Raw genomic sequence first — 19,229 nt, forward strand, 5'->3', positions numbered from 1 at the left:
GTTGATCACCACTGAATAATTACGCTGCCGGCAGCACCAGGGCCGCCGTTATTACCGAACACGGCACCAGAGCCACCTCCGCCCGGCCCAATACCACCGTTTCCTGGGTATGGTCCTTGTGTGCAGCGTCCACCGGGGCCTCCACCACACCCGCCGACAGTGCCGTAACTTACCTGACCAGGGCCGAGAGATGTATTGATGTCCCCGCCGAAACCTCGCCCCCCAGCGCCAGGTCCATTATTCAAGGTATAAGGCGCGCCGCCCTGTGCACCGTCCCCCCCGGTTGCAGACAGATAGGAGCCAAACGACGACGCGGCCCCAGCTCCACCGGTGGCGCCGTCCGTTGCGCCGCCAGCACCGCCGGCGCCTACCGTTACCGTCACGCTGGTAATGCCTGTTAGGTCGACGAGTTCTTGCGCGAAACCACCGCCACCTCCTCCGCCCGATCCGTTTTCGGCAAAACCCGCTCGTCCGCCGCCGCCACCACCGCCGATCACAGTGACCCAGGCTTTTTTCACCCCACCAGGAACCTCCCAAGTGAACACACCCGCAGATTTATAGCTCGTCGTCCCTCGGAACGGCAGGTGTAGGGTTTGCGTGATTTCTGTCCAGACTGGCTGCGCGCCGACCAAGATTTTGCTACCTACGAATAATCGCGTTACGCCCGACGAGTTAATAACCGCGATGAACGTCTTGTAACCGGGATTTGTGAAACCACCTCCCGCAATCACCGACATCGAGGTATCACCAGTATCTGGCGGCCCCCCTATGGATGCAGCAGCGTTACCTGATGCGAATGCACGATAGATACCCGGAAGGATATCTGCCGAGAAGTCAGTGATGAGTGGGTTTTTCGAGGCTGACGCGCCGATGCCGAAAAGCTCCATAATCGCGCGTACTGTGGCTGAGTTCGCGGCCCTCGTACTGACATCGGTCGGCTCAAGCGTTGGGACTGTAGGCGTGCCTTTAAACGCCGGCGAGTCAATCGGCGCGTAGCCCTGTTTCACGTTCTGGAACGTCAGGGCCGTGGTGCCCAAAACAATCGCACCGTCTGTGACCAACTGCCAGCGGGTGTCTGCCTGAGTGGTACCCTGCTCAACAGACAGCAGCAACGCAGAGGTGACCTCAAGGTTGCTATCGGCATCCGGTGCGCGCTTCCAGGCGCCCGATGCAGCAATGTAAATGCCGTTGTCCTTGGCGGCGGTTTGGTTCTTCACCAACACCCGGTCACCTGCCAGCAAGGTCACCCCGTCAATGTTCAGGAGGCCAGCCAAGGCAATGTTGGCCGTTGTAGCAACCCGTACCGACTGCTTGGTGTCAAGCTTGTACAGCTCCTCCAGAATCTTTGAGTCAACGTACTGACGGGTCGCCAACACAATCGAGGGATCGATCTTCAGTTCAACGTTGGCGGTATTGCTGACGATCAGGTTCATCCGTACCACTTGCGTACGGCCCGAACCCTGAGACAAAAGAGGCTTGAAGCTCGGTGCGCAGTTGGCTACCGCGACCAGATCACCGTCAGCGTCATACAGCCCGACCTCTCGAATCCACCAGCCGCCGACGCTTTCCGGGATGACCTGCTCGGCGATGATGACGTTGGCGTTCGCTGGGTCCACCCTCAGTTGGTTCAGCGGAGCGCGTCGACGCTCATTGATCAACTGCGTCTGCTGCTCGCTGGGGATCGGGTCGGTGTCGTTGGCATCGCCCACGCCCATCTGTGCAAAGGTCCAGGCGACGCCCAAGGCATCTGCGTTGGCCTGCTTGGCCCTGCCTACGGCGGTGAGGATGGCAAAGAACTGGCTGTTTTCGTCTGTCATGAGTAGATGTCCATGGTGTCGATCTGGTGTTCACGGCCACCCTGACGGATGTAGCCGGTGACCTCGATGTCACGCTGCATTGGTGGGTAAATATCAATTTCGTCGCCGTCGGTGATGCAGGCGCCGATTTGTATGTGGCCGGTGGTCTCCAGGCTAATAGCAAGGCCCGTCAGATGGCGGGTGACTGGCCTGGCGTCATCGATGAGCCAGGTCAGTTCCTGGTACATCTCCTCGGTGATGCCGGTTTCCAGTACGCCGACCTTGATGGCAAAGGTACCCGGCACGCCCAATGGCACGGCCTGCCACCACTCCAGCACCTCGATCAGGTAGCCCAGCGGCTCGACCACGCGACGCAGTGCGCCGATGGTTCCCTTGCGCGAATGGATGTAGTGGGAGGAGCGAATAGCGGCGCGTTTCGCAGCCTCGGTCCATTTGCCGTCCCAGCGGTCGACCGAAAACGCCCAGGCCAAGTACGGCAGCAGCTCGGCAGGGCAGGTATCTGGATTGCACAGCTGGCGCAGAGGGATAGGCACACGCCGGATCTGCGCGAGGGCCTGCGCCACCTGGCGCTCCAGCGGGGTGGCATTGGCCGGTAGCAAGTCGGCATTCATCACTCAGCCCCTCGAGCAATGGTGATCGCCGTGCAATAGGGCGCCTGGGCTTTGGTGGCAACGATATCCGCCCAGCCTTCCAGTTCCACCTTGCGCACGCCTTCGACATGCAAGGCAGCGTGCAAGGCGGATTCTGAGACCTCCATGCCGAGGCGACGCCGCTGGTGGACGTAGGCCTTCAAGCGTTGCTCTGCCGCAGCCAGGATCGGCTCCGACTCCGGGCCGCTGGAGAGCAGGTAGAGTTTCGCTTTGACCTGGTAGTTGAGAATTTGCGCGCCCTGGACGATCAGGCGATCTGCCACCGGCCGGCGATCCTCATCGCTCAGGTAGGTGTTAACGACTGCGAGCAAGCTGGCGGATGCGGTTCCGTCGCCGAGCAACGCCTGCACGGTGACCACGGCCACAGCCGGTGATGGGCTTTCCGCGGTGGCATCGGCCACCCGGCCATCAGCTGCTCGAGCATGGAAGATGTAACTGTTGCGCGGGCCGGCGGTGCTCAAGCCTTCCCAGGCCATTTGCGCCCGTTCGCGCAGGCTGTCGTCACCCTCCATCAGCTTCGGTACCCGCGGCACGGCGTTGGGCTTACCTTCCTGAATTACCAGCTTCTTGACGTTGAAGTTGGCAGCCAGCTGTTCCAGGTCAGTGCCGCGAGCGGTGGCGAGCAGGTTGGCCAGGGAGGCTTCGTTGACCCGCTGACGCCAAATGGTCTCGCGATAGACGTTCTCCTGCAGCAGCTTCGTCAAGGGCTCCGATTCCATATCAAGGCGCGTGGCAATTTCTGCCTGTTCCTCGACCGGCCAGAGACTGATCATGTAAGCCTTACGCTCGGCCAGGATCTGTTCGAAGTCGATCTGCTCGACGATCTGCGGCGGCGGAAGCTGACTGAGGTCGATGGCGGCGAAGCTGTTCATACACTGGCTCCCAGTTGCAACGGCAGGCTCAGGCTCAGCGGTTCATTGGTGTCGACCACGCTGCCCTCCAAATCCAGAACCGCTTGGCCTTGCAGGTTTGCGCCCGTGAATTGCACGCGGCTGATGCTGATACGGGTTTCCCAGCGCATCAGCGCCATGACCGTGGCCGCGTACACGCGCAGGCGGGTGACGTCGTTGAAAGGGTGGTCCACCAGCTCGGGGAGTAGGCTGCCGTATTCGCGGCGCATCACGCGGGTACCGATCCGGGTGGTGAGGATGTCGGTCACGCATTGGCCGATATGGGCATGGTTGTCGAGGGCGCCGCCGGTCTGTCTGTTCATGATGGGACTGGCGCTCCTGACTGATCGCCGCCGGCTCGCACACCGGTGTGCGGGTGCTTGACCAGGCTGACGCCGGCCGCAACCACGTCAATCGAAACGGTGACCTTGCCGGTCACGTTCTGATTGCCGGTCTGGGTGTAGTCGCCCTGGTGCGTGATATCACCGACGAGGTTGATGCCGCCCTTGCTGATCAGGTTGGTGGTACCGCCGTCGACCAGGGTGGCGTTGAGGTGATGGGCGACGCTGTCGTACTCGATCACCGTGCCGTCGGCGTAGGTGCGGCGGTGTAGGCCTGCACGGTTGCCGTTGGCGGGGATGTGGTCGCTGAATACGCCGGTTACGACGATGGCATTGGCGAGCTGGCCGGATGGGCTGAACAAGATCACTTGTTCGTTGACAGTGGGCGGGTCCCATTCCCGGTCGGTACCGGCGCGCTGGGCGAGCCAGGGCAGCCAAGCGGTGGTCAGCGTGCCGGTTTTCACTTTCACGCGCGGGGGCTCCATCTGCACGGCGGCGATGACGCCGAAGCGGATGAGGTTTTCGAGCAGACGGGAGAGGGCGGCTAGATCGTTCATGGCGCCGATGGTGGCGCCACGCGCGTGCGGGTGCAGCTTCACTGCCTTGTAGGAAGGGTATTTACAGTGTCAGGTGTGCGAGCAAGCTGTCACGAATCACATCAAGATCCGCTTCGGTGAACCCCAAAACCTCACGCTGTTCGTAGCGCACGTCGGGTGCGCCACGTTCCGCACGGTCTTTCAAACCGTACTGGTGAACCCTGGCAATACGGGCGATTCGCCCTGTAAAGCCCACAGTAATGGCGTTGCTGTCGCCCCGCGCCTTGAGGTAGGTGGCGTTTTTCAGCTTCTTGAACATCTCCAGCCTGCGCCGAATCCGGCCCTGTTTCCCGCGTAAATCCCGTTTTTTGCGCGGTGCGAACTTGCTGCCGTCCGGGTTTTGCTGGGCAACCACCCGTTTTTGCTGGCTGCGGCGTAGTTCCTGGCCGATGCTCCGGGCAAGTTGACTACGGGCGGCGGGTTGGAGTTGTTGCAGCAGTCCAGACGCCCACGTTGCCAGTGCTTCCAGATTATTTGCCATCTAGCACCATGAATTCACTGGTGTTGCCTTGGGCGCCAGGCTTCCAGTTTGGATCGAGGTAGCCCGCTACACGCTGCGGCTCGCCTGGATGCGTGACGGTGATGTTGCCCTGGTCATCCGTGGCAACGACGACTCGCTCTGTCAACGCCAGGCTGATACTGAGGTCAACTTTGTCCTTGTCGAGGATATCGGCTTCGAACTGGATCCCGGTATTGACCTTATCAAGGCTCTCCAGCAGTTCCGTTTGGTGGATGCTGAGCCAGCCCAGAAGCGGCAACATCACGCTGTCAGGGTGTCCAGCGAACTCGGTGAGGATGATCTGCAGGTCAAAGCTGTACTCAAACGACAGACTGGCCGCATTGGTGCATCGGACCTTGCCGTTGTCGATAAAGATCAGCAGGCGATCGGGGTTGTGCTTGAACTCGGCGACGGTGGCCAGAAGGTGAGTGCGCAGGCTTTCGAGTTTGTTCATGGGTTGACCTGCTGATGTTGATAAATTATGTCGACCTGCGCGGCACACTCCGCCCAGGCGGCTTCGACGCGGTCTTGGTCGGTGAGCTGGTCGCCGTTATTGAGCGGGCTGGTCGCTGGCAGTTGGCAGGGCACCACGGCCGGACAGCCATTGACGATAAGCGTCGGCGCCGGTAAGGGCGGGGCGCTCGCGCAGCCGGCGAGCAGCGTCAGGCAAAGGCCGAGCAGCCCAATTGCGTAGTTCGGCGTTTTCACGTTTCAGTTCCTCTATGGTTCGCTCGCGCTTTGCCAGGCCTTGACGCAACTGATCCTGTTGAGCGCGCAGGGCGCTCTGTGCATCGCGTTCCTGTTTCAGGGTGTCGGTGAGGGTGTTGGCGGATTTCAGGTTGCGGTCGGCGTCTTGGCGGGCGGTCGTTGCGGCACCTCTCGCCAGCTCGGCTTGGCCTTCCGCGACATTGATGCGCTGTTGCTGGCCCCATATCAGCAGCGCCAGGGCGCCGAGCAAGGCGATGCCGTACAGGGCCTGGCGCAGGGTGCTCATGCGCGGTACCAACCGAGCTTGTTCATGGTTGGAGTGTCGAGCAGCTTGATCGGGCCGCGCACGATCACAGCCCTTGCGCCGTTCATTAATTGGATGCATTCGGCTAACCGCACCATGTCGTCCTGTTCGGTCGATTCCGGCACCACCACCAGGTCGCCGTCCTGCACCTGTAATTTCTCCACGGCTTCGAAGTCGATCATGCCGCCACCCCTTGCCCGCACTCGCAACTGGCGTGCCGTTCGTAGGCGCGCAGGAGCTTCACGTCGTAGAGGTTGCGTTGATAGTTCGGCCCGTTGTAGAGCTTGGCGAACTCGGTCCACTTACGGGCCTTCAAGGCTTTTTGCAGTACCGGATCGGTTTCAATGAAACGGGTGAAGGCGTCGAACTGCTGCGATTCGCCGGCACTCATGGCAGCCACAAAGTCCTGAGCGCTGGTGTATCCGAGGCGTTGCCAGTGGAAACCCATGATCTGGAAAGCGCCCCAGGACGCGGACTCAAGGGCGGCGGTGTCGTCGATCAGGCGGGCCATTGCCAGGCGCTGGTGTTCGGCCGTGCCGCCAGTGTATCCGCCGGCTTTCGGGTTGATCAGAGCCGGGTTGGCGGCGGCGAGCTGGTCCGCGTGGCGTTTGAGTTCGGTCGGGTCATCGCCCTCGTGCCGCACCTTGGCGAGCTGGCGGTACATGATGTGCCGCTCAAACAGGATCACCGGCTTACCGTTGTCGAGGAAGCCTTTGCCCTTGGATTCCACTTCGTTGACCGCGTAGACGCTCGCCAGAGGCACGCCGAGGCGTTCGGCGGCGGCGAGCAGGTCGTTGTTACGCAGCAGTTGCGCGCAGTCACCGCCGGCCAAACTGGTTTGGGTCTTGCTGCCAGCGACACCGTCGGCCACCAGGCCGGTTTTCACCTGATAGGCACGAACAGCGGCTTCGGTCGCATCGCCATAATCGCCGTCCACCACCAGCTTGGCGCCGTGGTTGTTGAGGTTCTTTTGCAGAATGCGGACCGCTTGCGAACGGTCGCCGTGGCGAAGGGTAGTGGTCATGCGCTGGGCCTCAACAGGGCGGCGACGTTGCCGCGAGAACGGAAAATCAGGGTGCAGAGCAGCACGCTGGACACGGCTTGCCAGAGGCTGGCCGGCTGACGATAGAGAAGGATTTCCAGACCGCTGATGCAGAGCGCAGAACCAAACACGCTGGCGAGCAATGAAATTCGGAGCCGATACCGGGCTGTCCCACGGGTGTAACAGGCCAGGCGAAAGGCGCTGAACAGATAGGTCAGCGCTGTGATCAGTTGAACTATCAATTCGATGTTTGGCATGTCAGCTGCCCCCTCTGATGCGACGCCAGATATCCCAGATGTCCGCTTTTTCCACCCATACCATGAGCTTGATGCTGATGGGGATGACCACCAGGGCGCAGAGAAAAGCACCGCCGCCGCTGGTGATAAACGGGATTGCTTGCAAGGCCATGGGCGCGAACAGGTAGCCCACCCCGGCCGACAGGAACAGAGAGCCCAGGCGCTGCCAGACCTTGAGTTCGTGTTTCATACTGGTCACCAACCAGGCGCCGAGGATCGCGCCAAACAACGCCTCACCGTCGATGATCGGGGTGACGGTTGCCAGGCCCAGGCCCATGAGGAGGCCGGTCACGGCACTGGAGGTTGGGTCAGCCATGGTGTGGGTTTCCTTGGTTGTAGGAGATCAGTCCCATAGGTTCACCATCTGCCGTTGGGGCGCGCTGGTTTGGTCTTCGGGCATGTTGACGACAAGGCCTAGCGGCAGGATTGGGCCGTAGTCGGCCAGGCCGGGGTTGGCTTCAAGCACCGCCTCGGTGACACCCGCGGTGCGGCCGTAGTAGCGCCAGCACAAGGCATCGACGGTGTCGTTTTGATTGGCGCGGACGGCGACGGCCATCAGATCAACTCCACGGTGGTGCGGGTGCGGCCGAGGAAGTCGCGCACGGCCCAGCGCAGATCGCGGCGGTAGTCGTCGATGTTGGGGGTGAGTTCTTCGGCCTTTTGGCTGCCGGTGTTGGTGGCGCTGTAATCGCGATACCGTTCGCAGACTTCGGCGCCGGTACCGGCTTCAATGGCGCGACGGTAGAGGTGGGCCTTTACCGATATGTCGTTGATACGATCACCCGGCACGTCGTCCAGCGTGGCGTAGCCAGCCGCTTGCTGGGCTTCCCGCCATTCACTCAGTTCGCGGTTGAGGTTGATGGCAGCGGCGATCACGGCAGTTTCCAAGCGGGCAGGGGTGACGCTGGAGTCGATGCGCAGTGTGGCGCGCAGGTTCTCCAGGTCAATCGACGGCCAGAACGGATCGGTGTTGATATGGCCGCCTGCGACGGAGCCGCTGGCTACAAAGGCGCTCATAGAACGACACTCAAAAATAGGTCGCCGGTGGTCGGGGCTTCACGTTAAGGAGGAGCGGCCTGGCCGATCCGCCCCGAGCCGGCGGGGTGCGTGGGGACGCTCGGTTAGCTGCTGGGAGCAGCGTGTTTTTTCAGGAGGCGTTCGGCGCCGTCCAAATCCTTTTTGCCGCCGCAACCGTCGTGCAATTCGATTGCGCGCTTGAGCAGGTCGATACCGGCTTGAATCTGTCCAGGCTGGCCTGGTTCCTCGGCGGTAATACCGTGCAGAGTGGCGCGGCCAGTTGCGAGGAACAGCTTGGCGCGGGCCTGGTCGGGCATGTCTTCGGTCTCGGTCAACTCGACGGTACGGTGCAGGATGCTCAGGTCGAAACTGCCGTTGGCTTTCTGTGCCTTCAGCGCTGCCGTGGCAATTTCTTCTGCCACCAGGCAACCGGTGGTGCGTTCGAAGCGATCCGGCATGATCAGCTTGTGTTTGAGCACGTAGTCGGCGATGTCCAGCGCGCCGCTGTAGTCCTCGACGTCGACACGCCACACCATGACGATGGTCATGACGTCGTCTTGGGGGCCGTTACCGGCCTCAAGCACACCCTCGACATAGGGGATGTACTCGGGCAGCAGTTGCAATTTGAGCGCGGCCTTGCCCTCGTTGGATTGGATGGCTTTCAAGCGCAAACGGTCTTGCAGCAGTTGATTCAACTGATGCTCGTAAGCTGTGGCGCCGGCCATGGACTGCCGGGGTGCCGTTTTTGCTGCCTCCATGGCCGCGCGAGCGCGGCGTTGGTGGGCTTGAGCAATGCTGAGTGCCATAGGGTTAACCCTCACTTCCTGCTTCTTCGACTGGAGTGATGTTTTCCAGCAGGCAGCCAAGGCCGTATTCCTCCACCACGTAGGCTTCGTTCGACGATTCGAAGTTGCTGACGCGGTTCCACTCCGGCTCTTCCTTGAGGTAGCGACGACGCGCGCCGATCTGCCAGTACACGGACAGGTTGGCGAAGGTGGTGATGAGGATCGTGCCTTCGGGGATGTAGGGCACCTCGTACAACGGCAGGCCGCCGACGCGACGTTGCGAGATGATCAGGTCGCTCGCAAGGGTATTGGTGGAGTCCTGGTCCTTGTTGACCAGGGCCAGGAACTTGTCGTGTACCAGCTCACGGCCGGTCAACACCACCAGACCCGGGTTGCGGCGGTACCAAGGTTCCAGCAACTGAATAGCGTCGTAGACCAGCGCGTCGATGTTCTTAAAGTCACCGGTTTTACCGATGGTGATTTTGCCAGCGACGGCGCCTTCCGTCAGCACGCGGTCAGGTGCGTGAGTGCGGTACTGCTGGAGCCAGCCGATGTTGACATCTTCAAGCAGTGGGTGCGCCGTTCGGTCGGTTTGCTCTTCGGCCGAAGTGCCGTAAAAGCCGATCTGGATACGGTCGAGCGCCTGACGTTGGGCAATGGCACTGGACAGGCGAGTCTGGAAGTCCGGGAACTTGGCCCAGGCGTCGAGCTGCTTGTAACTGACATAGGTGTCAAAGTCGGTCTGTTCAGCGCGGTATTTGTCGCTGGACAGGGTGCCAATGCTGCTCGGCTCACGCTTCTTGACCTTGGTGTTGGTGCGGCTGGCAACGGTGCTGCCGACGCCAAGGCCAACCTTTTCACCCTCCTGTTCGTCAACGCCGATGATGTTGATTTTGGTCAGAAACTCGCTCGACTCCTGGATCTTGGTTTCCAGGCGCTGCTGAATGGTTGGGTCAACGTTGAACGTGGCGGTGGTCGAGTCAACGCCGTTGAGCTGTGCAACCTGGCCGAGGTAGCCGGTGTAGAGTTTTCGAGTGTCGTTACGCATGGGTGTCTCCGATAGTGGGCTGGGCGGTTGAGGCCGCAGGTCAGAATTCAGCCAGGGCTTGTTTGCCGCCGCCGGTTACCGGTGGGCGCTGGGTTTGGGAGTGGTCTTGTGTGGCGCCGAGGGTGGTTTTCAGGTCGGCCAGGTCTTTGCTGAGCGTCTCAACCTTGGTGTTCAACTCGCTGGAGAATTTCTTCTCTGCGGCCAACTGGTCCGGCAGGTCTTTGACGTGGTCGGCAATAGCTTCGACGGCCTGGCCGATTTGAGCGAACTCGGCATCGTCCTTCGCCTGTTTGCCGCCCAGTAACGCCTGAACTTTGCTGAAAAGCTGGGCGCCAAGGCCGGGCTTCTCTTCGATTTCTTCAAACTGCAGCTCGGTTTCCACTGCCTCGGTGAACATCGAAGTAGAGGAGTAATGGCGATCCTTGAACGGACTGACATCAGGTTTTTGAGCTGAGAACGCCAGGACGTCAGTACCCAAGCTGGCTGGGGAGTCTGTGACGGCCAGGCCGACGATGTACGCCTCACCGGTGTCGGAGAAGCTGTCGTCGATTTCGATAGAGGTGTAGATCTTCTGCTTGGCCTTGTTCATAGCGATCAGCTCAGGCGTGGGCTCGACCTGGGCGAACAGGGCCAGCTTCTTCTGGCCGTTGATTTCCACTTCTTCGGTCTTGACCGCGAGCACGTCACCGTAGGCTTTGAACGGGCTGTCGGGCAGCAGGCTGCGGAAGTGCTCCAGCCAGATGCGGGCGCCGTAGGTGGACGGGTTGAAGTTCTTCGCGGCCTGTTCCAACCAGGAGCGTTTGATCGTGCGCTTGTCGGAGGTAGCGCCCTCGACGGCGACGCGGAACCAATTGCTGCGAAATTTCTTCATGCCGGTAATCCTCAATGCGTTGGGCGCTAAGTGCGTTGCAATGAGGGGCATGGTCGTGACGCGCGCGAGTTGCGGCAACGGGACGGGATTGTAAGGGGCTGGGCTACAAGGGGCGGTGCTATTGACTCGCAGGCCAGAGCGGCAGCATCGCGGCCATGACTACGACCGAACTACTCCCCATTGATCCCCGGCGCCAATCCAAGTTCCTCTATTGGATGGGTTGGCGTATCTGCGAGATTGCCGAGGCTACGGGCGAAAAGGAAAAAACGCTACACAGCTGGAAGGTCCGCGACGAGTGGGACCGGGCCGACAATGTCGAGCGGATCGGCGGGGCGTTGGAAGCCCGATTGGTGCAACTGATCCTCAAGGAAGGTAAGAGCGGCGGCGACTTCAAAGAGATCGACCTGTTGCACCGGCAGTTGGAGCGCCAGGCACGCATCCAGCGCTTCCAGGGCGGCGGTACCGAAACCGAACTCAACCCCAATCTCGCCAAGCGCAACGAAGGCCCGAAGAAAAAGACGCCGAAAAACGACATCAGCGAAGACCAGATCGAGCTGCTGCGCGAAGCGTTTATCGACGGGTGCTTCGATTACCAGAAAGACTGGCACCGAGCGGGCAATCAGCGCACGCGCGTCATCCTCAAAAGCCGGCAGATCGGCGCCACTTACTATTTTGCCCGCGAGGCGTTCATTGATGCGCTGGAAACTGGGCGTAATCAGATTTTCTTGTCGGCATCGAAGAATCAGGCCTACCTTTTTCGCGGGTACATCCAGGCATTTGCCCGCGAGGTTATCGGCGTCGAGCTGACGGGTGATCCCATTGTCTTGCCGAACGGAGCAGAGCTTTTTTTCCTCGGTACCAACGCGCGCACCGCCCAGGGTTACCACGGCAATTTCTACTTCGACGAATTCTTCTGGACGTTTAAGTTTGAGGAGCTGAACAAGGTTGCGTCTGGCATGGCGATGCACAAGAAGTGGCGCAAAACTTACTTCTCGACGCCGTCGACCATGGCCCACGAGGCATACACCTTCTGGACGGGTGAGCGCTTCAACAAGGGCAAGCCGGCGGCGCAACACACCAAGGTCGATGTTTCCCATGGCGCGCTCCAGCAAGGGCGGTTCTGTGAGGATCGATTGTGGCGGCAGATCGTCACCATCCTCGACGCAGAGCAGGGCGGTTGCGACCTGTTCGACATCGAAGAGCTGCGTCGCGAGTACAGCCCCGAGGCGTTCGCCAACCTGCTGATGTGCGAGTTCGTCGACGACGGCGCGAGCATCTTCCCGCTGACGGTGCTGCAGCCGTGCATGGTCGACAGCTGGGTCGAGTGGGCCGAGGACTACAAACCATTTGCCATGCGCCCCTTCGGTGACCGTCAGGTGTGGGTGGGCTATGACCCCGCGGAAACCGGCGACTGCTCGGGCCTGGTGGTAGTCGCGCCGCCGCTCGTACCGGGGGGCAAGTTCCGGGTGTTGGAACGTCACCAGTTCCGCGGGATGGACTTTGCCGATCAGGCCAGCGTGATCAAGGCCGTCTGCGACCGCTACTGGGTAACCTACATCGGGATCGACGTCACCGGTCTGGGCAGTGGCGTGGCGCAGCTTGTGCGCCAATTCTTCCCCAACGTCACCACCTTTAGCTACTCGCCCGAGGTCAAGACCCGCCTGGTGCTGAAGGCTTATGACGTGATCCACCGGGGCCGGTTGGAGTTCGACGCCGGCTGGACCGACATGGCGCAATCGCTGATGGCGATCCGCAAGACCATCACCGCAGGCGGTCGCCAATTCACCTACACCGCCGGCCGTAACGACAACACCGGCCACGCCGACCTGGCATGGGCGCTCTTTCACGCATTGCACAACGAACCGCTGGAGGGGCAGACCTCTGCCAACACCGGGCGGATGGAGATTTTTTGATGTCGAACCGCCGCAGAAATAACAAGCAACTGGCCCAGGCTCCCGCCTTGGTAACGCAGGAGTTTATCCCTCGCAGTGACAGCAAGATGGAGGCGTTCAGCTTCGGCGAACCATCACCCGTACTGAGCGGCCGGGAGGTGTTCGATTATCTGGAGTGCTGGTTTAACGGGCGGTGGTACGAGCCGCCATTATCCCTGGATGGCCTGGCACGGTCGGTGGGTTCCAGCGTGCATCTGCATTCGGGCTTGATGTTCAAGCGTAACTTGCTGAGCAAGACCTTTATCCCGCACCGGCTGCTGTCGCGCGCGGCGTTCGAACAGTTCGCGCTGGATTTCCTTTGCCTAGGCAACGGTTATCTGGAAGGGCGGCGTTCGATGCTTGGCCCGGTGCGCGAGCTGGTACCGCCATTGGCGAAATACATGCGCCAGGGCAAGGACGGCCGGCAGTTCATGGTCCAGGGCTGGAAGGAAGAGCACGAATTTGAACCAGGCACCGTTTTTCATCTTCGGGAGGCGGATCTGCACCAGGAGGTGTATGGCCTCCCCGAGTGGATCAGTGCCTTGCAGTCGGCGCTGCTGAATGAGTCGGCCACGCTTTTCCGTCGCAAGTACTACGAGAACGGCAGTCATGCCGGTTTCATCCTCTACATGACCGACGCCGCGCAGAACGAAGCGGACGTCGATTCCCTGCGCAAGGCGCTGAAGGACTCCAAGGGGCCAGGCAATTTTCGGAACCTGTTCGTGTACTCGCCGAATGGAAAAAAAGACGGGCTGCAGGTCATCCCCGTCAGCGAAGTGACGGCCAAAGATGAATTCAATTCGATCAAAAACCAGACCCGCGACGATGTGCTGGCCAGCTTGCGCATTCCGCCGCAGCTGATGGGCATCGTGCCGCAGAACGCGGGTGGGTTTGGATCAATCAGGGAAGCGGCGCAAATCTATGCAGCCAATGAACTGGAGCCTATTCAGGCGCGCATGGCGCAAGTGAATGAATGGCTTGGGGAGGAGGTCGTGCGCTTCAAACCTTACGAAATTCCTGTGGGGACCTAACACCTTGGTTCAGTAAACAGGTGGCGCACTGGAGGGGCACATCCTACTCGATGCTGAGTCGCTCCCCGGGACTGAAGAGCGACCTAGACAGGGAAAGCGGGAGGTCCAACCACAAGAAAAATTAATGCAGAAAGGTTATTGGATAGATGCGTTTGGTGCTTTAGTTTATTGAGGGTTTTGTAAGCTGTGACTTAAAATGAGTTTATTGTTGTGGGTAATATAAAAAAGCGTCAGGGCTCTTGCAAAAAAACCACTCGATACGTTGTACTAAAGTATCCCGGCGCTCATTATACTGATCTTTGAGTTCGTGAATGATGATGAGTAAGCATAGATTTAGTAAGGTGCCAGCAATGGTTGGGTAGTGCAAGTTTCCATGAAGAGTGTCATTTCGCCAGAAAAAAATCATTTCAAAAGGACTTTTTTCTTTGTCGAGTAGTTCGATGTGTGCTTTGTAAGTGTCTAGGTCTTTTTTTAATTCAGGTGAGGCAATGTGTGTGTAATGTAGTGTTAACATGGCGTAGAGATTGCTGCATGTGTTTTTATTAGTATATAGATTTTTTCCATCCGGCTTATGAAAGGGTTTTATAACTGATCCGTCTGGTGCCATGTACTCACACGCCGCTCGCTTTAGGATGGCTTCAAGTAGTGGGAATACAATGTAAGAGAGAATTAGGGATAGATCGATTTCACGTGGGTCATAAGCTTTTGAGTGAGCGATAGATACTAGGATTGCATTTTTGAATAATGGTTTTAAGTTGGGTTTTTCTCCTTCAAAAAAAGTAGATCTTACTCCGAATAAAAACTCTCCACACCACGACCATAGTGCGGTGTGGTCGGAAGATATTATTGAAAGTCCAGGGTCTGATAGTGTACTTGTAAGTCCGAGTATAGAAGCGATTAACTCATCGAAGTCGAGATTGTGGAATTCCAGTCCGTGCTCAAGAAGTCGAAAGCTCTCGGATTTTTGTCCCATTTCTGCACGACCAGGTTGGACATAAGCCGCTTTTCGGTAATTTTCGCAAAGACTCGTTATTTGATCTGCTGAGAGTTTAGCCATATTAGTGCTCCGTCCTGATCGTGTTATTAATTAATTCTGTCAAGCTTGTGTTGGGGGTGATAAAATTTCGAGACCTCGTTTTTCTTCTGCTTAAGCAAGTTTTGATGATCCACAAGGTATCATTGATACCCTTAGCATAGCGGATGATTTTATTATGCGGATCAGGCGCACCTTGTTAGGGGGAGGGCTATCAGCCGATACGCCTGCTTCTGAAGAGGGAAGCACAGAGCCTCCTGTGCCCTATCTAGCGAAGGTGTTGAGATAGCCTCAACACCTGATCGGTCAGAAGAATTGCTCAGCTTAGTGTACTGACCTTCCCAGGCCGACATTGATAACGATTGGCCGAATTGCCACATAGAGCTCATTGTCTTTGCTGATCAGATAAACGGGCCTCGTAAAACGGCACAGGCATCAGATGACTCTGCATACGATTTCCCTCATTTGACCTTGGCTACATTCGAGTTCATAGCACACGTCGAGTCAATGCCGCCGGACAGTTGCTGATCTCTCATGGAGAGAAAATCACTCATTAACTCGGAAGCGAATGCGCTCTGGCGGTGGTTGCCTTTTGCGCAGTTTTTCAGCAATCGCAACGAGTTACGCAGCATGAGCAGCGTTTAAAAGGCACTCCTCGATAGACCGTAGGGAGTCAACACCTTGTGCTGGTGATTTGTTGTGGATACAATAATAAAATGCAGATTACTTATGATCCAGCCAAAGACGCTCGCAACGCTGAAGAACGTGGACTCCCGTTTGCCATGGTGCGGGACTTCGAATGGTCTACGGCCTTGATCTTGGAAGATGATCGATTCGACTACGGCGAGTGTCGTTATCGGGCAATGGGGTACATAGGGGATCGGCTGCATGTCGTAGTGTTTACCCCACGGGGTAACGCGGTCCACGTCATCAGCTTTCGTAAAGCCAACAAACGAGAGGTCAAAAATTATGACCAAGAAACCCAGTCCTGAGATGGTCGACACGGCAAACCCTGAGTGGTCGGACAAGGACTTTGCTAAGGCCAAGCCAGCCAGCGACGTGTTGGCTGGGTTGTTTGGCAAGGCCCAGGCAAAGGAAATGCTCAAGCCAAAGCGTGGCCGGCCGAAGTCGGTAGCCACTAAAGAGCACGTCAATGTTCGTTTTGATGCTGAAATACTGGAGCGATTCAGGGCTTCTGGACCAGGCTGGCAAACGCGAATGAACGCCGCTTTGGCCGATTGGCTCAAAACGCACACACCGGATGAACTGAAGGCTTAGTCGCCAAAGATCATTCTCAAAGACAATTGGCCGCCCATGAGGCGGCTTTTTGCTGCCTGGCGATTAGCTTTCTCTCGGCAAAGGTCCGGCTTTCCTCTCACTCACAGAGGCAGGAGCGGTATTCTGGTGCCGGGGGAGTTGGCGTGTCACAAGCTAAGACGGTGACGTGCTTCAGCACCTGGCGCGCGCCGTCGTCCCCCCACCTCGCCTGCGGGCTAAATGGGTCGTTTTTTCTGCGGCCCTGCGGACAGCCCAACGCGGCACTGGCTGGGGGGCTGCTCGGCGTTGTGGGGTGGTCAAAAGCCTGCGGAACCCTGCACCGAGGGGGTATTTCGTTGAAGGCGTCTAAAGGCTCTGCTGTTGAGGGGGAGGGGGGGAGTCTCAAAAAAAGTAACTTCAGTAATCTCCCCACAGAAATGGTCTGGAGGCCACGTATTCCGTGGGTTTTGAGATTACAAAAAGGAGTAACAGAGAAGTAATTGAAAAGGTAATTTTTTGTAAACCTATTGATTTTAAAGGGGTTTATAAAAGTAGAGAATTACATTTATAAAGAGCAATCAGATTACTTCAATATTACTTAAAGATTACCTTTTGCTCTAAATATAAAACCCTTTAATTTCAATAGCTTGAGAGTAGAAAACGGTCAAGATTACTTATGTTACTCTTTTTTTTGCCCCCCTCCAGACCCCGAACGTCAGGCCCCTATACGTGTGATGCGCACGCGTACAGAGATGCATGCTGATGACCATGGGAATGGCGTGGGAATGCTTTTGCGCAACTGGCACCGCTGGAGCCCTTGTATTCCGGGGCCTCGGCTGACCGAATGCGGGTGCGGGTACTTTCGAATCTCTCTGTCGTCGCTGTACGACCCCGTCATTTCAAGAGAAAATAAGCCTCCTCTAAAACTAGAGGGCTCAGGAGATATCTCATTTGGCTGGCTTGGAGGGTACCTGTTCTTACCTTTACGTTATCTCTGGAAATATCTTTTTTTGCTCCTCTGAGCCAATTGCATGATAGCGGGCTTCTCCTGAGTTCTTGTCGAAATCAACAACGAATTTGACGCTCAGAGCGTCATTGGATGACGCACTAAGATCGCAAATCAATACTCCGATCAAATCTAGGTTGAATTTTGATCTTCCAGGCAAGAAAGCCACGTTGAATTTTTCCGGTGACTGAACGGAACGGTAGCACCAAGCATCTTGTTCTGGATAGTTAAAATAGGTGTCCGCGATTGCACGAGTAATGGAGTAGCGCGCCTCTTCACCAGTCGGTACAACTCTTGAAAATTCTTCGTCTAAAAACGAATAAAACAAATTTGATCTATGATCTTTCGGTAGCGTTGATCCGTTATAATCACCGAGAACCGCAACGTTTATTGGTCGGGACGACCTATAGACCATAATTGCGACATGTGTGTGATCTCTTGCTCTGGCTTCATCAATTGCCAAGTTAGGATCGCCCGCACAGCAGTATAAAATGCTTTGGTTGATCGCGTTAAGTCGCCCTTGCACTTTAACTATATGCGGGGGCGGTTCCCAGGCATCCCCAACTTTTTGGATTGTTCGGGGTGGAGTAATAGTATCGTTCGACGGAATTGCCCTTGCGCGGAAAAAGGTTGTCCCTTGTTCGTAGGTTCTGGTTTCTGTGACATATGAGTACACATTTCCAAAGATTGAAGATACAGCGTTTATACAGTCCTTATCGCTGATTCCGTTTTGCGCGAGAGTCCGGAAATCCAAAATGCGTTTTCTAATTTTATCTTCGTTAATGTCAGAAGAAAACATATTGTTTATCCTTTATTAGTATGTTTTATTAATATTTATCGAGTGTTGGAAAAAGTGTGTTGAGGTGGTTCGCGCGTTCTATATCGAAAAGCTACTTATTGCAATGAAATGTTTCAGCTTTCGCTTCTGGCCGTTATCTGCCTCATGTGAAGCAGTCACCCACAGAGCGTAGCCGGCTATTACCTCATAACAAGGGGGGCTGACGGCCTCGGAGGTACAGAATTGGTACGAGAATAGCTGGAGGTTTCCGGAGGCCATGTTTTTAAAGGCTCCTGAGTTTAGTCGTTCCAATCCATCATCGGGGCGACGGAGAAGCGACGGGAGAGGGCTTGGGTTGATGCGGTGTGTGAGGGCATGAGGATCTGAGGTGACGAATGCGAAGGGAGGGCAGTTTAGCAGGAATGGGCTGCTGAGGATGAGCAGAGCCAAATCCGTTGAGATTGTCGAAATTTAATAAAACTGTCCCGTTTTCTCCTTTCTCACCCTATTTGGCGGCATTTTGAACGCGTTATTTGGCGGATAGGAAATCGCAGAAACGGGGTGGATACCGGTCGGGCAGCTTTCGGATTGGTTGGCAATGAGGCGGCCGTCAGATGTCGCAAAAGTCCCCTGAATGTCACGGCTTTTGCGCCCAACTTTCGCCTGATTTTTCAGTGTCGGCGATCTGGCGGCAAATTCATGAGTTACGCGACAAACACGTCTCAAGTGATCTGATCTTCGATGGCGGTTTTATCGATGACGGAGAGCACATCGGCAATCTTGCCATCCTTTACCTCGTAAAACACATTCTCTGCGAAGGAAATGCGCCGACCGTTGATCTTCAGGCCAAGGAAGTATCCTTTGGGTGAGCAATTGAACAATAGCCTCACCGCAATAAGCGGCGGGTCACACGCCAAACGATCGATGACGAAACGCAGATCGGGAATATCCTCGAAATCCTTGATCAGCATCGAGCGGTAGCCTGACAGCCCAAACGGACGGCCATTGTGTTTGACATCGTCGGCAACATACCGCCCTAGCGCATCCCAATCTTGGCGATTCAGGCAGTCTAGGTAGGCGCGATATAACGCTTGCAGCGTCATGCTTCCAGATATCATCAAATCAATCCCTTTGCCGTTGTGTGGGCCAATACCGAGCGGATTTTCCATCGTCATCCGCTCTCTTTATTCGTCGCAAAACTCCCGATTATAACTACAGTTCTGCACATGAATTTTGCGACAGTATCAACAATGACGATGGCCGCCTGCAAGGTCCGGTTGCAGCAGCGATGAGCGTCGACCTCCGTTGCCCTTCAGTGCTGAACTGACT

General features: G+C 57.1%; 24 protein-coding genes and 1 pseudogene. 4 read left to right on the plus strand and 21 right to left on the minus strand.

The window, feature by feature from the left end; all coding sequences use genetic code 11:
• Nucleotides 1-5: 5 nt before the first annotated feature.
• The 18 genes and pseudogenes from BLU75_RS04930 to BLU75_RS05010 form a co-directional block, all read right to left on the minus strand.
• A complete protein-coding gene (locus BLU75_RS04930; protein ID WP_084380599.1) occupies nt 6-1,817 on the minus strand; it encodes a phage tail protein in 1,812 nt (603 codons plus the stop codon).
• Nucleotides 1,814-2,428: a phage tail protein I gene (locus tag BLU75_RS04935; RefSeq protein ID WP_090221381.1), complete on the minus strand. Its 615-nt coding sequence runs from the start codon at nt 2,426-2,428 to the stop codon at nt 1,814-1,816. Before BLU75_RS04935 ends, BLU75_RS04930 begins: the two co-directional genes overlap by 4 nt.
• Nucleotides 2,428-3,339: a baseplate assembly protein gene (locus BLU75_RS04940; RefSeq protein WP_084380595.1), complete on the minus strand. Its 912-nt coding sequence runs from the start codon at nt 3,337-3,339 to the stop codon at nt 2,428-2,430. The genes BLU75_RS04935 and BLU75_RS04940 overlap by 1 nt, the downstream gene beginning before the upstream one ends.
• The gene (locus tag BLU75_RS04945; RefSeq protein WP_084380593.1) at nt 3,336-3,680 is read right to left on the minus strand and encodes a GPW/gp25 family protein; all 345 of its coding nucleotides are present in this window, start codon (nt 3,678-3,680) and stop codon (nt 3,336-3,338) included. The genes BLU75_RS04940 and BLU75_RS04945 overlap by 4 nt, the downstream gene beginning before the upstream one ends.
• A complete protein-coding gene (locus BLU75_RS04950; protein ID WP_084380680.1) occupies nt 3,677-4,255 on the minus strand; it encodes a phage baseplate assembly protein V in 579 nt (192 codons plus the stop codon). Before BLU75_RS04950 ends, BLU75_RS04945 begins: the two co-directional genes overlap by 4 nt.
• 61 nt (nt 4,256-4,316) lie before the next feature.
• Nucleotides 4,317-4,775, minus strand: coding sequence for a phage virion morphogenesis protein (locus BLU75_RS04955; RefSeq protein WP_084380591.1), 459 nt, complete (start codon nt 4,773-4,775; stop codon nt 4,317-4,319).
• Complete coding sequence (locus tag BLU75_RS04960; protein WP_084380589.1) at nt 4,765-5,247, minus strand: phage tail protein; 483 nt, start codon at nt 5,245-5,247, stop codon at nt 4,765-4,767. The genes BLU75_RS04955 and BLU75_RS04960 overlap by 11 nt, the downstream gene beginning before the upstream one ends.
• Nucleotides 5,244-5,429: pseudogene (gene lysC / locus BLU75_RS27670) on the minus strand (Rz1-like lysis system protein LysC); the annotation flags it as partial. The pseudogene lysC and the gene BLU75_RS04960, both read right to left, overlap by 4 nt.
• Entirely contained in the window at nt 5,344-5,787 is a 444-nt protein-coding gene (gene lysB / locus BLU75_RS04965; protein WP_084380587.1) for an Rz-like lysis system protein LysB, read from the minus strand. The gene lysB and the pseudogene lysC, both read right to left, overlap by 86 nt.
• Nucleotides 5,784-5,987 (minus strand): hypothetical protein, encoded by a 204-nt coding sequence (locus tag BLU75_RS04970; protein WP_084380585.1) that lies wholly within the window; start codon nt 5,985-5,987, stop codon nt 5,784-5,786. The genes lysB and BLU75_RS04970 overlap by 4 nt, the downstream gene beginning before the upstream one ends.
• Nucleotides 5,984-6,829 (minus strand): N-acetylmuramidase domain-containing protein, encoded by an 846-nt coding sequence (locus tag BLU75_RS04975; protein WP_084380583.1) that lies wholly within the window; start codon nt 6,827-6,829, stop codon nt 5,984-5,986. Before BLU75_RS04975 ends, BLU75_RS04970 begins: the two co-directional genes overlap by 4 nt.
• A complete protein-coding gene (locus tag BLU75_RS04980) occupies nt 6,826-7,104 on the minus strand; it encodes a phage holin family protein (protein ID WP_084380581.1) in 279 nt (92 codons plus the stop codon). The genes BLU75_RS04975 and BLU75_RS04980 overlap by 4 nt, the downstream gene beginning before the upstream one ends.
• 1 nt (nt 7,105) lies before the next feature.
• Complete coding sequence (locus tag BLU75_RS04985) at nt 7,106-7,459, minus strand: putative holin (RefSeq protein ID WP_084380579.1); 354 nt, start codon at nt 7,457-7,459, stop codon at nt 7,106-7,108.
• Nucleotides 7,460-7,486: 27 nt separating this feature from the next.
• Nucleotides 7,487-7,699: a tail protein X gene (locus BLU75_RS04990; protein WP_084380577.1), complete on the minus strand. Its 213-nt coding sequence runs from the start codon at nt 7,697-7,699 to the stop codon at nt 7,487-7,489.
• Nucleotides 7,699-8,160 carry a head completion/stabilization protein gene (locus tag BLU75_RS04995; RefSeq protein ID WP_084380575.1) on the minus strand — a complete coding sequence of 154 codons (462 nt, stop codon included), beginning with the start codon at nt 8,158-8,160 and terminating at the stop codon, nt 7,699-7,701. The genes BLU75_RS04990 and BLU75_RS04995 overlap by 1 nt, the downstream gene beginning before the upstream one ends.
• Before the next feature lie 104 nt (nt 8,161-8,264).
• Entirely contained in the window at nt 8,265-8,966 is a 702-nt protein-coding gene (locus tag BLU75_RS05000) for a phage terminase small subunit (protein WP_090221382.1), read from the minus strand.
• A gap of 4 nt (nt 8,967-8,970) precedes the next feature.
• Nucleotides 8,971-9,993: a phage major capsid protein, P2 family gene (locus BLU75_RS05005; protein ID WP_084380571.1), complete on the minus strand. Its 1,023-nt coding sequence runs from the start codon at nt 9,991-9,993 to the stop codon at nt 8,971-8,973.
• A gap of 40 nt (nt 9,994-10,033) precedes the next feature.
• Nucleotides 10,034-10,864 carry a GPO family capsid scaffolding protein gene (locus BLU75_RS05010; RefSeq protein WP_084380569.1) on the minus strand — a complete coding sequence of 277 codons (831 nt, stop codon included), beginning with the start codon at nt 10,862-10,864 and terminating at the stop codon, nt 10,034-10,036.
• Nucleotides 10,865-11,019: 155 nt separating this feature from the next.
• Here BLU75_RS05010 and BLU75_RS05015 point away from each other — a divergent pair, with 155 nt between their 5' ends.
• Entirely contained in the window at nt 11,020-12,777 is a 1,758-nt protein-coding gene (locus BLU75_RS05015) for a terminase ATPase subunit family protein (protein ID WP_084380567.1), read from the plus strand.
• The gene (locus tag BLU75_RS05020; RefSeq protein ID WP_084380565.1) at nt 12,777-13,826 is read left to right on the plus strand and encodes a phage portal protein; all 1,050 of its coding nucleotides are present in this window, start codon (nt 12,777-12,779) and stop codon (nt 13,824-13,826) included. The genes BLU75_RS05015 and BLU75_RS05020 overlap by 1 nt, the downstream gene beginning before the upstream one ends.
• Before the next feature lie 202 nt (nt 13,827-14,028).
• On the opposite strand, the gene BLU75_RS27160 is transcribed toward BLU75_RS05020, so the two are convergent.
• A complete protein-coding gene (locus tag BLU75_RS27160; protein WP_130909175.1) occupies nt 14,029-14,883 on the minus strand; it encodes a hypothetical protein in 855 nt (284 codons plus the stop codon).
• Nucleotides 14,884-15,641: 758 nt separating this feature from the next.
• Between BLU75_RS27160 and BLU75_RS05025 the strand changes: the two genes are divergently transcribed.
• Complete coding sequence (locus BLU75_RS05025) at nt 15,642-15,851, plus strand: BrnT family toxin (protein WP_231982658.1); 210 nt, start codon at nt 15,642-15,644, stop codon at nt 15,849-15,851.
• Nucleotides 15,829-16,137 (plus strand): BrnA antitoxin family protein, encoded by a 309-nt coding sequence (locus tag BLU75_RS05030; RefSeq protein WP_084380559.1) that lies wholly within the window; start codon nt 15,829-15,831, stop codon nt 16,135-16,137. Before BLU75_RS05025 ends, BLU75_RS05030 begins: the two co-directional genes overlap by 23 nt.
• 962 nt (nt 16,138-17,099) lie before the next feature.
• On the opposite strand, the gene BLU75_RS05035 is transcribed toward BLU75_RS05030, so the two are convergent.
• A complete protein-coding gene (locus tag BLU75_RS05035) occupies nt 17,100-17,921 on the minus strand; it encodes an RES family NAD+ phosphorylase (RefSeq protein ID WP_084380557.1) in 822 nt (273 codons plus the stop codon).
• A 701-nt stretch (nt 17,922-18,622) separates the two neighbouring features.
• A complete protein-coding gene (locus tag BLU75_RS05045) occupies nt 18,623-19,075 on the minus strand; it encodes an ester cyclase (protein ID WP_307652825.1) in 453 nt (150 codons plus the stop codon).
• Nucleotides 19,076-19,229 lie beyond the last annotated feature (154 nt).

This window comes from Pseudomonas mucidolens (assembly GCF_900106045.1).
Classification (GTDB): Bacteria; Pseudomonadota; Gammaproteobacteria; order Pseudomonadales; family Pseudomonadaceae; genus Aquipseudomonas; species Aquipseudomonas mucidolens.